We start from the raw sequence: 13,879 nt of genomic DNA, 5'->3' as shown, positions 1-13,879 counted from the left end.
ATCACAGCCGCCACGTCAGTACCGGCCACTGATGCTGCGCATTCGCCGCCGTCAGCTGCGGACACGGGTTGACCAGCCGTACGCGATCGGCGCGCAGGCACAGCGGCAGATCGTTAATCGAATCGGTGTAGAAGGTCACCTCGCCCGAACAGGCGGGATGCGCCGCCAGCCACTGCTCAAGACGCACCACCTTCCCCTGCTGATAGCTCGGCGTACCGGCAATCACTCCGCTATAGCCGCCGTCCACCATCTCAACGTCAATGCCCAGCGCCTGCTCGATGCCCAGCTGCGCCGCGACTGCCTGTACCAGCAGGCTGACCGAGGCTGAGATCACCAGTATCTGCTCGCCCTTTGCCTGTAAAGTCCGAATCAGATCCCAGGCCTGCGGATAAACGCGCGGCAAAATTTCTTCACGCACGCAGCGCGCCAGTAGCGCATCCACGTCCTGCTTTGCCACACCAACCAGCGGCGCCTGAATCAGAGCCACATAATCGGCGATATTCATCTCGCCGCGATCGTAATCGTCCATCAGCATCGCTTCCCGCGCCAGGTAATCGGCATCGTTTACCCACCCTTCGCGCACCATAAAGCGGCTCCACAGCGTACTGCTATCGCCCTTAATCAACGTATTATCCAGATCGAAAATGGTCAGCGTTTTACCCATCGTTTATTTTCCTTTATCGGCCACAGCGCCTCGCGAGAGCATGCGCAAGTAAAATGACAGCAGAATGAACCGAGCATAACGAGTCTCCTCTTCTATGCCAGTTATAACTGTTACCCATGTATCCGGTCTAAAGTGTTACCCATGTTTCCGGTTCATACCCTACGCTTACCCGGGCGACTCTCGGATGGATGCGCAGCGCCGCGTCCCTCATTATCCCCGCACGCTCATCACCAGCAGTACGGCTATCAGCAATAGCGGATAAATTCTCACATGCCAGCGATCCGGTAAACGCGCCAGCCAGCGGGAGGCTATTTTTAATCCCAGCCAGCTTCCCGCCACCAGCTGCGCCGCCGCCGATAGCCAGATGTTGCCGATAAACCCATTCGGTAACGCCACCGGCGACAGCCAGGCGAGCAATAGCCAGGTCAGCGTCGCCGTTGCCGCCAGCGGCAGCGTCAGCACGTTGGCCATCGCCGCTGCTTCGGACATCAGCACGCCGCGACGGCGCATCAGAGGAACGGTCATCACGCTTCCCCCCACGCCGAGAAAAGAGGCGATCAGGCCAATGATGCCGCCAGTCGTGAGCTCGTGTGGCACCGACGGCGCCACCCGGCGGGAGGGCGGAGTCATAAATCCGGCGCGAAGGTAGCAATCGGCAACGGTTGCCAGCAGGTAGATAACGAACAGCCAGCGGATCCACTCCCCGCTCACCTCAAGCGCCAACAGCGCGCCGGCGATGCCGCCAACGGCAATGCCGGTGAGCATGGCCCACAGACGACGCCAGCTCAGGGTGCCGGTACGCACGTGCCGCCAGGTCGCCAGCAGCGCGGAACAAAGCATAACCAGCGCCGAAGTGGCGACCGCGATTTGCATCGCCTGCTGTCCGACTGCGCTTTGCGCTCCCCACGCGCCGGTGACCAGTAAATAGAGCAGCGGGACGGTAACGAAACCGCCGCCGAAACCAAAGAGCCAGGTGGTCACGCCGGATAGTATGCCGCACAGAAAAAGCCAGTCGCTCATTCGAACTCCTCCACAAAAGGAGGTAACGATATAGAATAACCTCATGGCCGGCTTACGCTTTAAAGCCAATCTATTACGAATTTCAGCCAGGGCAAATTTTTATGCGCAACGTTGCGATTAATGACGTCGATCATCTGCCTCGCCGGGTGCTGGCGCTGGGCAGCGACTACCCGCCCAATACGCTGCTGGAGCGCCACAGCCACCGCCGGGCGCAGTTTCTGTACGCGATGAACGGGTTAATGAAGGTCGAAACGGATGACGGCCAGTGGCTGGTCCCGCCGTTCAGCGGAGTATGGATTCCAGCGACAAAACCGCATCGCGTCTGGATGCCCGGCGTCAGCACCCACAGCCTGTATATTGATGCGCAGATCGCCCCGCGTGATAGCGAGCGCTGCGAAGTGTTACAGGTTTCTCCGCTGACCCATCAGCTCCTGCTGGCCGCCTGCCAGCTACCGCTGCTGTATGAAGAGAGCGGGCGCGATGCCGCCCTGATTGCGCTCCTGCTCCATGAACTGGGCGCCGCCGCGCCGCTGCCGATGTTTACCCCGCTCCCGCAGAACAGCCACCTCGCGGCGCTATGCGGCGATTTTCAGCAACAGCCCAGTATCCGCAGCACGCCGCAGCAGTGGGCGCAAAAGCTGAGCAAAAGCGTACGCACCTTTAATCGTCTGTTTCGCCGGGAGACCGGGATGGCGTTTTGCGACTGGCGCCAGCAGGCGTGCCTGATGTACGCCATGACGGCGCTGCGGGAAGGGGATTCGATTACCGAAGTCGCGCTGAGTCTGGGCTATGAGTATCCGGCCGCCTTTACCGCGATGTTCCGCAAAGCGATGGGCTATTCGCCGATGGCCTTTATCCGCCAGATCAACGGCGGACCGGCAAACGCCAGTCCGCAATAATCGCGACTTACTCTGCTGCGCGATTCAGCCAGTCGAACAGATTATCCACCGAAAGCTGCGCGGGCGCGCGCGTTGCTGGCTGCCCCGCTTTAAGCAGCAGCAACGTCGGCAGGCCGCGCACGCCGAGCGTGGTCGCCAGATCCTGATGCTGGTCGGCATCCAGATAGCGCGTATCCAGTTGAGCAATTCGCGAGCTGAGTTTCTCATGCGCCAGCAGTTGCCAGAGCTTGCGGCAGTGCACGCAGCGCTCCGCGCCTACGAACAGCAGCACGGGCCTTTTACTCTCCAGCTCGCTCGCCGCGCTTATCGGCGTGAACGCGCTTTCCGCGACGCGGAACAGCTTCGGACTGCGGCGCAGGGTATCGTTATCGGTTGCCACGCACAGCGCATCGGCGCTCTTACTGTACGGCTGTACGCCCGCCACCCGCACCACGCTTTGCGCCGGTCCCGCTGCCGCCGCGCCGGGCTGGCGCAGGGTTCGTACATCGACCGCCGCAATCGGCGTCTCCTGCGGCTGCGCCAGCTGCGGGATCCAGGCGTAGGGAATGCGGTAGGCGCGATAGACCATATTGTTGTTCAGCGTCTTGCCCCAGAACGGCGAAATATATTCCCAGACAATTTCGTGATCGCGGGTCACTTCAAAAATGCGCCCGTTCGATCCTTCGTTAATCAGGGTATTGCCGTTTTCCAGGCGCTGCATATTGCTGATGTACGGGCTGTAAAAGCGGTACGAATCGGTCGGCTGCGGCAAATCCGCTTCATAAGGCGAATAGCGCCATTCGATATCAAGGGTCAGCGGATTGATCTCCAGGATCCGGGAGTAATCGCGCCAGGCGTTTTTCACTCCGTCCGCCGATGCCGGATTCGGCGCGCCGTATCCGGCCCAGCCGCCGTTATCGAAAATCAGGATATTGCCCGCGCCCGGTAGCCCCTGCGGGATCATATGCGCATGATGCTGGCCGATAATCCAGCCGATGTGTTTCAACTCCGGTTTGCTGTAGTCCGGGCCCAGCTGCCAGACGATCTTGCCGCTCTGTTTGTCGATAATGGCGATAATGTTGGATTCACGGGCGTCCCAGATAATGTTGTCGGGATGAAAACGCGCATCGCCAGCGTCATACCACTTATTCGGCCCCAGCGCCGACATCGAATTGATATGCATCCAGTCGCCCATTCCACCGCCGCTGGCGCGCATATTCGGATTGTTGTAGAGCGCGGTACGCGCCGCGTCGTCGAAACCCAGCTCGTGGAAATGGTCGCTGCAGCGCCACTCCCACACCACGTTGCCTTGCCAGTCGACTTCAATAATGGTGTCGTCCAGCAGCAGCTTGTCGGAGATCGCTTCGTTCAGCAGGTTGGTATGGGCGAGGATCAGGGTATTGCCGCCATCCACCTGCGGCTCCAGCCCCGGCGCGTAATAGCCCACCGGATTGCCTGCCCGCTGATAGTCGTGATGAGCTCGCGCCATCCAGCGCGTTTCATTGCCGGGATCGCTCACCTGCTCATAGCGATCGAATTTCCAGGTCACATTGCCTTCCCAGTCCACCTGGATCAGATCGAGCATATCCTGCATGCCGTAGCGCGGATCGCGCTCGCCGCTGTGGCCAAGGATGGCGCCGCCGGGCAGGATTTTATTGGGAAATCCATGCAGTTCAGGCCATTCGCGTACCACGTGACCGTTCATATCTACCAGCACCGCGCCGTGTTCGGTGGCCTGGAAAAGGGTGTAGCCGCTCCAGGCGCGCTGCGGATCGTAGAGGGTGGCGCCGGTCGGGAAGACGGAGGGGTGTCCCATAAGTTGCTCCTTACATTAAAGAATCAGGCAGAAGTAATCAGATTGCGTATCTGGCGGCAGGCAGCGGTAAACGCGGCATCGTCGCGCTGGCGCGGATGGGGCAGCGCCAGGCTTACCACTTCCCGTATCCGCCCCGGACGCGGCGAGAGCACAACGACCCGGTCGGCCAGGGCGACGGCTTCTTCCACATCGTGCGTCACCAGCAGCGTGGTGGTTCCCGCGCGCTGATGTATCTGTAAAAGTTCCTGCTGCAGGGTATGGCGCGTCAGGGCATCCAGCGCGCCGAAAGGCTCATCGAGCATCAGAATCTGCGGACGGGCCACCAGGCCGCGAGCAATGGCGACCCGCTGGGCCATACCGCCGGAGAGCTGCGCGGGCAGCGCGTTGGCGAATTCGCTGAGCTGCACGCGTTCCAGCATTTCCAGCGCCCGCTGGCGCTTCTCCGCCCGGCTGAGCTTTTCATCCGCCAGACCGAGCATGACGTTGTCGATCACCTTCAGCCACGGAAACAGGCGCGGCTCCTGAAATACGATGCCGCGCTCTTTGCCCACGCCGGTGACCGACTCGCCGTTAATGCGAATTTCGCCCTGGGTCGCTGACTCCAGGCCTACCAGCATCCGCAGCAGCGTCGATTTACCGCAGCCGCTGCTGCCCACCAGCGCCACCAGTTCACCGGCGGCGATATCCAGGCTGAAATTCTGTAGCGCCGTTACCTGTTGCCAGGATTTACGCACGTGGCGAAAAGAGACCAGAGTTGAAGAGGTCATAGCTGCTCCTGTTGACGCCAGCGGGTGGCGCGCATTTCCAGTAAACGTCCGGCTTTATCCAGCGCCGCGCCGGTGATACCGACCAGCACCATGCCGCAGAGAATGGTGGGCATATCCAGCAGCTGCTGGGCGTTGATCATCAGGCTGCCGATGCCGACGCCGGAGGACATGAAATATTCCGCGCCGATATTGCCAAGCCAGGCGTAAATCAGCGCCAGCCGTAGACCGGCGAAGATCCCCGGCGCCGCGCCGGGAAGAATAACCCTGCGCAGGCGCGCTAATTCGCCCAGGCGCAGTACCCTGGCCACTTCATCGAGCTGCGGGTTACGCTGCAGCACGGCCTGCAGCGTGCTGAAGAACATCGGAAAGAACGACGCCAGCGCGATAAAGACGATTTTGCCGCCGTTATCGTTGCCCACCCATGCGGTCAGCAGCGGTAGCCAGGCAAACAGGGCGATATGGCGCAGCACGTTTAACGTGGGCGTGAAGATTTGCCCGGCGTGCGGGCGCAGCGCCAGCAGCAGTCCGCAGAGCAGGCCGCCCGTAACCCCCAGCGCGCCGCCGACAAAGGCCCGTCCAAGACTGGCCAACATCGCCGTAGTCAGCTCCCCGCTCAGGATGCCCTGAATAAAGCGCACCGCTACCGCCAGCGGCGAAGAGAACAAGGCTTCATCAATCCAGCCTGACTGGCTGGCCAGCTGCCACAGCGCCAGCAGAACTAACGGCAGCTGCAGCGCCCGCCAGCTGGCCTGCGGTTTCCACGCCAGGCGTCCGGCGGCAGGCTGCGGCCAGAACACCAGCCGGGAACAGGCCCGGTTCGCCGCCCACTCCATCAGCATGCCGCTCAGGCCAACCACCGCAATGGTGACGAAGACGATATCCAGCTGAAACAGCTGACGACCCCAGACCATCAGGTAGCCAATACCTTCCGAAGAAGCCAGCAGTTCCACGACGATAAGCGACACCCAGGCCTGCGATAGCGCCAGACGCAGGCCGGTAAACCAACCCGGCAGGCTTGCCGGGATCACCAGCCAGCGCAGCCGCTGCCAGCGGGAAAAATTCATTACTCTTGCGGCTTCGCTCAGGGTCAACGGCACGCCGGCCACCGCCTGCTGCGTATTAATGGTCATCGGTACTACGGTGGTTTTGACGATCGCCGCCAGCTTGAGGCCGTTATCGATCCCGAACAGCACCATAAACAGCGGGATCCAGCCGAGCGTCGGGATTTGCGCCAGCGCGTAAAACAGCGGTTCCACCCGCTGCGCGGCGGCCGGCACCAGGCCGAACAGCGCCCCGAGCAGCGTGCCTGCGATGGCGCCCAGCAGCAGGCCAAGCGCCAGATGCTGAAGGCTGAATCCCCACTGTGCCAGTAGATCGCCGCTCAGCAGCGACAGGGCGGTATCGGCAACCACCGACGGCGCGGGCAAAATTTGCTCCGGCATCCATCCCTCGCGCGCGGCGATGTACCACAGCAGCAGCAGTAACGCAGGCAGCAGCCACGGCCAGCCGTTAAGCCTGAACCCCGGCCTGCCGGGAGCATCCGTTCTTAAGATCATCTGCGACATTTCGGTCCACTTTTCAGTCAGTCATGCCGCTATCAAAACGTGCCTCACGCTTCACCGCCATTGCGTAAGGCGAATAATCCCGATGCATCAAATGCATTTCAGCCTGGCGGGCACGCGGCTTCTGATTTAGCTTTTTTTCGGCAATGCTTGGCGAATAAAAGCATTTAACACGTTACCCGTCGGCTCTTTAGGGTGAGAAAAAACTCAAGGGAGCAACACGTTATGATGAAAGCAATATTCAACCGCACCTTGCTGGCGCTGGTCGCGGTCATCGGCCTGGCGTCCAGCGTCCAGGCCGAAACGCTACGCACTATCCGCATCGGCGTGCCGGACCAGAGCGCGGGCAGTAAACCCTTTATTGAGGGGCCGGTCGGCATGGCGTTTATCCGCCATCAGCTGGAAGAGGTGTTTAAGCCGCAGGGCGTGGAAGTGCAGTGGCAGTTTTTCAAAGGCGCCGGTCCGGCAGTAAATGAAGCGTTAGCCAACCGCCAGCTGGATTTTGTCTACCTCGGCGATCTGGCGGCGATTATCGGTAAGGCCAACGGGCTGCCGACGCGCCTGCTGCTGGGCAGCCGGGGTTCGGAATCTTACCTCGCGGTGACCAAAGCTTCCGGGATTAAAACCCTCGCCGATCTGAAAGGCAAACGGGTGGCGGTTTATCGCGGCACGGCGGACCAGCTGGCCTTTGACCGGGCGCTGCAAACCGTCGGCCTCAACGAGCGCAGCCTGCAGGTGATCAACCTCGACTGGAACGCCGGCAAAGCGGCGCTGGCGGCCGGTCGCGTCGATGCGGTGTGGGGCGGCGTTTCGCTGCTGGCGCTACGCGGCGATAAGATTGATGTGGTCGTCAAAAGCGGTGACTCCGGCCGCCAGAACACCACTCAGGCCGGGTTCCTCGGCACGCAGACGTTTATAGACGCCTGGCCGCAGGCGACCCAGCAGATCGTTAACGTGTTGGTGAAGAACGCCGCTGAAATCAGTGACCCGGCCAATCGCGACGCCTGGTCCGCCGAGATGGCGCAGCAGAGCCAGATCCCGCAGGCGCTGTTTCTCGAAGAGCTGCAGCCGCAGGATCTGAACTTTACCACCTCGCCGCGCATCGACCCGTTCCTGACCGCCAGCTTTAGCAGCAGCGTCGGGCAGGCTCACTCGGGCCGCCTGATCCGCAGCGCTTTCGACGTCAGCCAGTGGGTGGACGGCCAGTTTGTCGAGCGGGCGCTGAAAGCCCAGCAGCTGGAAAACCGCTGGCCGCAGTACGATGCCGAAGGCCAGGCGAAAAACGCCGGTTAACTCCCCTCCTCCTGGGCCAGCAGCTGCAGTTGATGCTGACGATCGGTATGGAGGATCATCTCAATCAGCTTCGCAACCAGCGGCGACTGAGCCGCATGAACCGGAGAGATAATGGCAAACCGGGTCTGCATCAGCCGCCACTCTTCGGGCAGATCGCTGAGCTCCAGCTTAACCAGCCGATGGCTGTGCTGGCATAGCGCGAAGCCATCCTCGCTGGCGAAGCTAATCGCATTGGTTCGCGCCAGGGTCGAAAGCAGCGCGTAGATATGGTCGCACTGAATCGCCGGCGTGAAGTCCTGCTGCTGGCTGAGGGTCGCCAGCACCTTGCGCACGCCCGGCGGCAGATAGGGTGCCGCAAAGGGGTAACGCAGCATCGCCTGAATAGAGACCGGACCCTGTTTTGCCAGCGGATGCCCGGCATGGCAGACGAAAAAGCAGCGCTGCGGGCTGAGTGGCTGAACGCGCAGCTGCGGGTCGAGCTCGGCCTGCCAGCTGTCGGCGACGACAAAAGGATAGCTCTGGGAGGTGAGCGCCTGATGCAGAGCCAGCCAGTTATCAATCTGAAAGCGCACCCTCGCCTGTGGCAAAAGACGATGAAACTCGCCGATGGCAGCCGGAATCAGCCTCGCGGCGGGGGCCGGGCCGCAGCCAAAGGCGACCTCGCCGTTTTGCGCATCGTCCGCTTCGCGCAGCTGGCTGCTGAGCTCGACGTTAAGTTCCTGAAAACGGCGGGCGTAGGGCAGCAGCTTTTGCCCGTGCAGAGTGAGCGTCGGTAGCTTGCTCTGCCGGTCAAATAAAGGATGCCCGACGCTCTGCTCCAGCGCCTGGATGCTGCGGCTGAATGCCGACTGCGACAGGCACACCGCCTCGGCCGCGCGATTAAAACTGCCGTACTCAACGAGCGCCACAAAGTTGCGCAGTTGGCGAAAATCCAGATGCATTAGCCCGCCCCACTCTCTCTTTTATCCCTCAAAAGTACTGGAGGGGAGCCTGGCGGCGCAATGGCGGGATGATGAGGATCTTTCACCTTGAAGTGAATCTGCCCGGTTGCGTCACACGCGAATATTTGTGAAATATTGTTTCACGGAGAAAAAAATTATTAATACGATAAGTTCAGGTTGGCGTTAAATAATGCGCGTTATTTTCACTACACGATCCTGCCCCTATTAATTACGTAAGGTTTCGTAAATTTTGCGTTTGGTCATTCTGAGGCCGTAGCGAATCGGCTATAAAATATCACGGCCCGTTTTCAGTGACGAAAAACAATGATATGAAGCCCAGACTCTCTCACGCGCTACTGTTTGTTCCTTTTTTGCTTTTGGCGGGATGTTCATCCTCATCGAAACCGCATAAAACCGCCGCCCAGAGTAGTCACTCGACCATCGACGGAGGTTCAGACGATCTGATCCCGGTGATCGCCGCGCTGCACGATCAAATGCATACCTGGGAGGGAACGCCCTACGAATGGGGCGGGACGGAGCAAAGCGGCGTCGACTGCTCCGGGTTTGTCTGGCGCACGCTCAAAGATCGCTTCAACCTGCCGATGGAGCGCATTACGACGCGCGAGCTTCTGCATATGGGCGAGCGCGTGAGCCCGCGGCAGCTGCGGCCGGGAGATTTAGTCTTCTTCCGTATTAAAGGCGGCATGCACGTCGGTTTCTATGATACCGACCGTAATTTTCTTCATGCCTCCACCAGCCAGGGCGTGATGCGCTCTTCGCTGGATAATCCATACTGGCAATCGGTATTCTACCAGGCTCGCCGCCTGCCGAAGGAATATAACGCCCAGATAACCATGAATAACGATAATCTGCATCTGGCAAAAAATCGTTAATCACTCATAACAAAGCCGCCCTGTCACCACGGCGGCTTTGTTGTCTGTTAGCTGTTAACTTATCAGAACTGATAGGTCATACCGACAGCAACGATATCATCATCGTTAATGCCGAGCTTATTATCGCTCTTCAGCTGGTTGATTTTGTAATCCACAAAGGCATTCATATTTTTGTTGAAGTAATACGTCACGCCAACGTCAATATAGTTGACCAGATCTTCGCTGCCTACGCCTTCAATATCCTTGCCTTTTGACAGCACGTAGCCCAGGGACGGACGCAGCCCGAAATCGAACTGGTACTGCGCCACGGCTTCGAAGTTCTGCGCTTTATTGGCAAAACCGCCGCTGATTGGCGTCATTTTGCGGGTTTCTGAGTACATGGTCGCCAGGTAAATATTGTTGGCGTCATATTTCAGGCCGGTTGCCCAGGCTTCCGCTTTTTTACCCGTACCGCGAGACAGCAGGTTCTGGTCGTTCGTGCGATCGGAGCTGGTATAGGCCGCGCTGACGGCGAAGTCGCTGCCGCCGAAGTCGTAGCTTAGGGCGGTACCGAAACCGTCGCCGTTCTGTTTCTTCGCGTCGCGACCTTCGTTTTTGCCCTGATATTGCAGGGTCAGATTCAGGCCATCTACCACGCCGAAGAAATCGGTGTTGCGCCAGGTGGCCAGGCCGCTGGCGCGTTTGGTCATAAAGTTATCGGTCTGCGCGGAAGAGTCGCCGCCGAATTCCGGGAACATATCGGTCCAGGCTTCGACGTCGTACAGCGCGCCGAGGTTACGACCATAGTCGAATGAGCCGTAGTTTTTCACTTTCACCCCGGCGAACGCCAGACGCGTTTTCTGCGTGGAGTCGCTTTCGGTTTTGTTGCCGGAGAACTCCGATTCCCAACGGCCGTAGCCGGTCAGATCGTCGTTAATCTGCGTTTCACCTTTAATGCCGAAACGAACGTAAGTCTGATCGCCATCTTTGCTGTCATAGTCGCTCATATAGTGCATCGCTTTGACTTTGCCGTAGACGTCCAGTTTATTGCCGTTTTTATTATAAACTTCTGCCGCCTGGGTAGCCGAAGAAGCAATAAGACCCATCATCATTAATGCCAGTGAGCTCTTTTTCATTATTCAGTCCTGGTAATTTATTTATACGCGCTAATCAATTCCGGGCGGAAGCCCTGTCAAAAACTGCAGGTTTTTTAACGCTCTAATATTAAAAATTTATGACAACATGGAACTTTTACTTAAAAAGAGTATTAAATTATTTCCGTCATGAATGTGTCATATTTTCTCGCCAGAATGCCCGATCCGCGCAATGAAGTGGTTCGTCCACCACGCCAGGTGTTGGCAAGCGGGCTCACTCCTGTTACAACATCAACTCGATATCGAAACTCCTTTTTGAACGGCAGAGAATCATGAGTGATAGCCAGACGCTGGTGGTAAAACTGGGCACCAGTGTTTTAACGGGCGGATCCCGCCGCCTGAACCGCGCCCATATCGTTGAATTAGTGCGTCAGTGCGCGCAGCTGCACGCGATGGGTCATCGAATTGTGATCGTCACCTCCGGGGCGATAGCCGCCGGACGTGAGCACCTCGGCTACCCGGAACTGCCCGCGACCATTGCGTCGAAACAGCTGCTGGCAGCTGTCGGCCAGAGCCGTCTTATCCAGCTGTGGGAACAGCTTTTTTCTATTTATGGCATTCACGTTGGCCAGATGCTGCTGACCCGCGCCGATATGGAAGACCGCGAACGCTTCCTCAACGCCCGCGATACCCTGCGCGCGCTGCTGGATAACAATATCGTGCCGGTCATTAATGAAAATGACGCCGTGGCGACCGCTGAAATTAAAGTCGGCGATAACGATAATCTTTCGGCGCTGGCGGCAATTCTCGCGGGCGCCGATAAACTGCTGCTGCTGACCGATCAGCAGGGGCTGTTCACCGCCGACCCGCGCAACAACCCGCAGGCCGAGCTGATTAAAGACGTTTACGGCATTGATGACGCCCTGCGCGCTATCGCGGGCGATAGCGTGTCGGGTTTAGGTACCGGCGGTATGGGCACCAAGCTGCAGGCCGCCGACGTCGCCTGCCGCGCGGGTATTGATACGATCATTGCCGCCGGTAGCCGCCCTGGCGTGATTGGCGACGTGATGGAGGGGGTTTCCGTAGGCACCCGCTTCCACGCCCAGGAGTCGCCGCTGGAAAACCGCAAACGCTGGATTTTCGGCGCGCCGCCGGCGGGCGAAATTACCGTTGACGCCGGTGCGACCCAGGCAATTCTTGAACGCGGCAGTTCCCTGCTGCCGAAAGGGATTAAAACCATCACCGGCAACTTCTCGCGCGGCGAAGTGATCCGCATCCGCAGCCTTGAAGGCCGCGATATCGCCCACGGCGTCAGCCGCTATAACAGCGATGCGCTGCGCCGTATCGCCGGGCAGCACTCGCAGCAGATCGATGCCATTCTGGGCTATGAATATGGCCCGGTCGCCGTCCACCGTGACGACATGATTATCCGTTAAGGAGCTGAAAATGCTGGAACAAATGGGCATTGCTGCCAAAGCGGCCTCGTACAAACTCGCGCAGCTTTCAAGCCGCGAAAAAAACCAGGTGCTGGAAAAGATTGCCGACTATCTTGAAGCGCAGACCGACGCGATCCTGCGGGCTAACGCTGAGGATCTGGCGGAAGCGCGCGCTAACGGTTTGAGCGAGGCGCTGCTCGATCGCCTGGCGCTTAACCCGGCGCGCCTGAGCGGGATTGCTCACGATGTTCGTCAGGTCTGCAACCTGGCGGACCCGGTTGGTCAGGTGATCGACGGCGGCCTGCTGGACAGCGGCCTGCGCATTGAGCGCCGCCGCGTGCCGCTGGGCGTGGTCGGCGTGATTTACGAAGCGCGCCCGAACGTGACCGTCGACGTCGCCTCTCTGTGCCTGAAAACCGGCAACGCGGCGATTCTGCGCGGCGGCAAAGAGACCTGGCGCACCAATGCCGCCACGGTGAAAGTGATTCAGCAGGCGCTGCAGGAGTGCGGCTTACCGGCAGCCACCGTCCAGGCGATTGAGAGTCCGGATCGGGCGCTGGTCGGCGAGATGCTGAAGATGGATAAGTATATCGATATGCTGATCCCGCGCGGCGGCGCAGGTTTGCATAAGCTGTGCCGCGAACAGTCGACGATTCCGGTGATCACCGGCGGGATCGGCGTTTGCCATATTTATATCGACCACTCCGCTGACGTTGCCGAAGCGCTGAAAGTGATCGTTAACGCCAAAGTGCAGCGCCCGAGCGCCTGTAACTCGGTCGAAACGCTGCTGGTACATCAGGATATCGCCGAACGCTTCTTGCCCGCGCTGAGCAAGCAGATGGCGGAAAGCGGCGTCAGCCTGCACGCCGATGCGGCCTCCCTGCCCGCGCTGCAAAACGGCCCGGCCAGCGTAGAGCCGGTGAAAGCGGAGCAGTATGACAATGAGTACCTGTCGCTGGATCTGAACGTGAAGGTGGTGGCCGATCAGGATGAAGCGGTAGCGCATATTCGCGAGCACGGTACTCAGCATTCCGACGCCATCCTGACGCGCACCCTGGGCAACGCGAACCGCTTTATCAACGAGGTGGACTCCTCGGCAGTGTACGTCAACGCTTCTACCCGCTTTACCGACGGCGGCCAGTTCGGCCTCGGCGCGGAAGTGGCGGTCAGCACCCAGAAGCTGCACGCGCGCGGCCCGATGGGGCTGGAAGCCCTGACGACCTATAAGTGGATTGGTTTCGGCGACGATACCATTCGTGCTTAATGCGCATTGGGTGATGCAAAAGTAGCCGTTTGATTCACAAGGGCATTGACGCATCACCCACTTAGTTTTAACCTTCTATCCCGTGCTTACGCTCGTCAGCACGTCTTGCAGGGCCGATATAGCTCAGTTGGTAGAGCAGCGCATTCGTAATGCGAAGGTCGTAGGTTCGACTCCTATTATCGGCACCATCACTTAAAAATCATTATTAATCAATTCATTGAGATTAATGCTTCGCCTTTTATTCACCTATAAGAGTCGGTGAGTCATCGCTT

12 protein-coding genes and 1 tRNA gene are annotated in these 13,879 nt (G+C 59.2%); 6 read left to right on the top strand and 7 right to left on the bottom strand.

Features of this window, described 5'->3' with window-relative positions; all coding sequences use genetic code 11:
* Window position 1: 1 nt before the first annotated feature.
* Both IAE27_RS00130 and IAE27_RS00125 read right to left on the bottom strand, forming a co-directional pair.
* Window positions 2-664, bottom strand: a complete 663-nt coding sequence (locus IAE27_RS00130) for an HAD family hydrolase (protein WP_004110910.1) — start codon at window positions 662-664, stop codon at window positions 2-4.
* A gap of 210 nt (window positions 665-874) precedes the next feature.
* Window positions 875-1,684: a sulfite exporter TauE/SafE family protein gene (locus tag IAE27_RS00125; protein WP_115239968.1), complete on the bottom strand. Its 810-nt coding sequence runs from the start codon at window positions 1,682-1,684 to the stop codon at window positions 875-877.
* 101 nt (window positions 1,685-1,785) lie between these two features.
* Between IAE27_RS00125 and IAE27_RS00120 the strand changes: the two genes are divergently transcribed.
* Complete coding sequence (locus IAE27_RS00120; RefSeq protein ID WP_032727856.1) at window positions 1,786-2,583, top strand: AraC family transcriptional regulator; 798 nt, start codon at window positions 1,786-1,788, stop codon at window positions 2,581-2,583.
* Between the two features lie 7 nt (window positions 2,584-2,590).
* On the opposite strand, the gene IAE27_RS00115 is transcribed toward IAE27_RS00120, so the two are convergent.
* Genes IAE27_RS00115 through IAE27_RS00105 form a run of 3 tightly spaced genes read right to left on the bottom strand, consistent with a single transcriptional unit; the run spans window position 2,591 to window position 6,710 of the window.
* The gene (locus IAE27_RS00115) at window positions 2,591-4,378 is read right to left on the bottom strand and encodes an aryl-sulfate sulfotransferase (protein ID WP_024273809.1); all 1,788 of its coding nucleotides are present in this window, start codon (window positions 4,376-4,378) and stop codon (window positions 2,591-2,593) included.
* A gap of 23 nt (window positions 4,379-4,401) precedes the next feature.
* A complete protein-coding gene (locus IAE27_RS00110; protein WP_154022341.1) occupies window positions 4,402-5,145 on the bottom strand; it encodes an ABC transporter ATP-binding protein in 744 nt (247 codons plus the stop codon).
* Complete coding sequence (locus IAE27_RS00105; protein ID WP_154022340.1) at window positions 5,142-6,710, bottom strand: ABC transporter permease; 1,569 nt, start codon at window positions 6,708-6,710, stop codon at window positions 5,142-5,144. Before IAE27_RS00105 ends, IAE27_RS00110 begins: the two co-directional genes overlap by 4 nt.
* 222 nt (window positions 6,711-6,932) lie before the next feature.
* Between IAE27_RS00105 and IAE27_RS00100 the strand changes: the two genes are divergently transcribed.
* On the top strand, window positions 6,933-8,000 hold the full coding sequence (locus IAE27_RS00100) for an ABC transporter substrate-binding protein (RefSeq protein WP_004099301.1): 1,068 nt from the start codon (window positions 6,933-6,935) through the stop codon (window positions 7,998-8,000).
* Here the strand turns inward: IAE27_RS00100 and IAE27_RS00095 are convergent.
* On the bottom strand, window positions 7,997-8,941 hold the full coding sequence (locus IAE27_RS00095; protein ID WP_154022339.1) for a LysR family transcriptional regulator: 945 nt from the start codon (window positions 8,939-8,941) through the stop codon (window positions 7,997-7,999). The genes IAE27_RS00100 and IAE27_RS00095 overlap by 4 nt on opposite strands.
* Window positions 8,942-9,270: 329 nt before the next feature.
* Here IAE27_RS00095 and IAE27_RS00090 point away from each other — a divergent pair, with 329 nt between their 5' ends.
* Window positions 9,271-9,834, top strand: a complete 564-nt coding sequence (locus tag IAE27_RS00090) for a C40 family peptidase (protein WP_004099299.1) — start codon at window positions 9,271-9,273, stop codon at window positions 9,832-9,834.
* 62 nt (window positions 9,835-9,896) lie between these two features.
* Here IAE27_RS00090 and phoE read toward each other — a convergent pair whose 3' ends face one another.
* Window positions 9,897-10,949: a phosphoporin PhoE gene (gene phoE, locus IAE27_RS00085; RefSeq protein ID WP_004099298.1), complete on the bottom strand. Its 1,053-nt coding sequence runs from the start codon at window positions 10,947-10,949 to the stop codon at window positions 9,897-9,899.
* 290 nt (window positions 10,950-11,239) lie between these two features.
* On the opposite strand from phoE, the gene proB reads away from it, so the two are divergent.
* The 3 genes from proB (at window position 11,240) to IAE27_RS00070 (ending at window position 13,795) form a co-directional block, all read left to right on the top strand.
* Window positions 11,240-12,343: a glutamate 5-kinase gene (gene proB, locus IAE27_RS00080; RefSeq protein ID WP_004099297.1), complete on the top strand. Its 1,104-nt coding sequence runs from the start codon at window positions 11,240-11,242 to the stop codon at window positions 12,341-12,343.
* 10 nt (window positions 12,344-12,353) lie between these two features.
* On the top strand, window positions 12,354-13,607 hold the full coding sequence (gene proA / locus IAE27_RS00075) for a glutamate-5-semialdehyde dehydrogenase (RefSeq protein WP_004099295.1): 1,254 nt from the start codon (window positions 12,354-12,356) through the stop codon (window positions 13,605-13,607).
* A gap of 112 nt (window positions 13,608-13,719) precedes the next feature.
* Window positions 13,720-13,795 (top strand) — tRNA-Thr (locus IAE27_RS00070).
* The last annotated feature ends 84 nt before the right edge of the window (window positions 13,796-13,879 follow it).

Source organism: Klebsiella sp. S69 (assembly GCF_016516145.1).
Taxonomy (GTDB): Bacteria; Pseudomonadota; Gammaproteobacteria; order Enterobacterales; family Enterobacteriaceae; genus Klebsiella; species Klebsiella oxytoca.
Note: the sequence above shows the minus strand (reverse complement) of the source record. Positions and strands in the feature narration are given on the sequence as shown.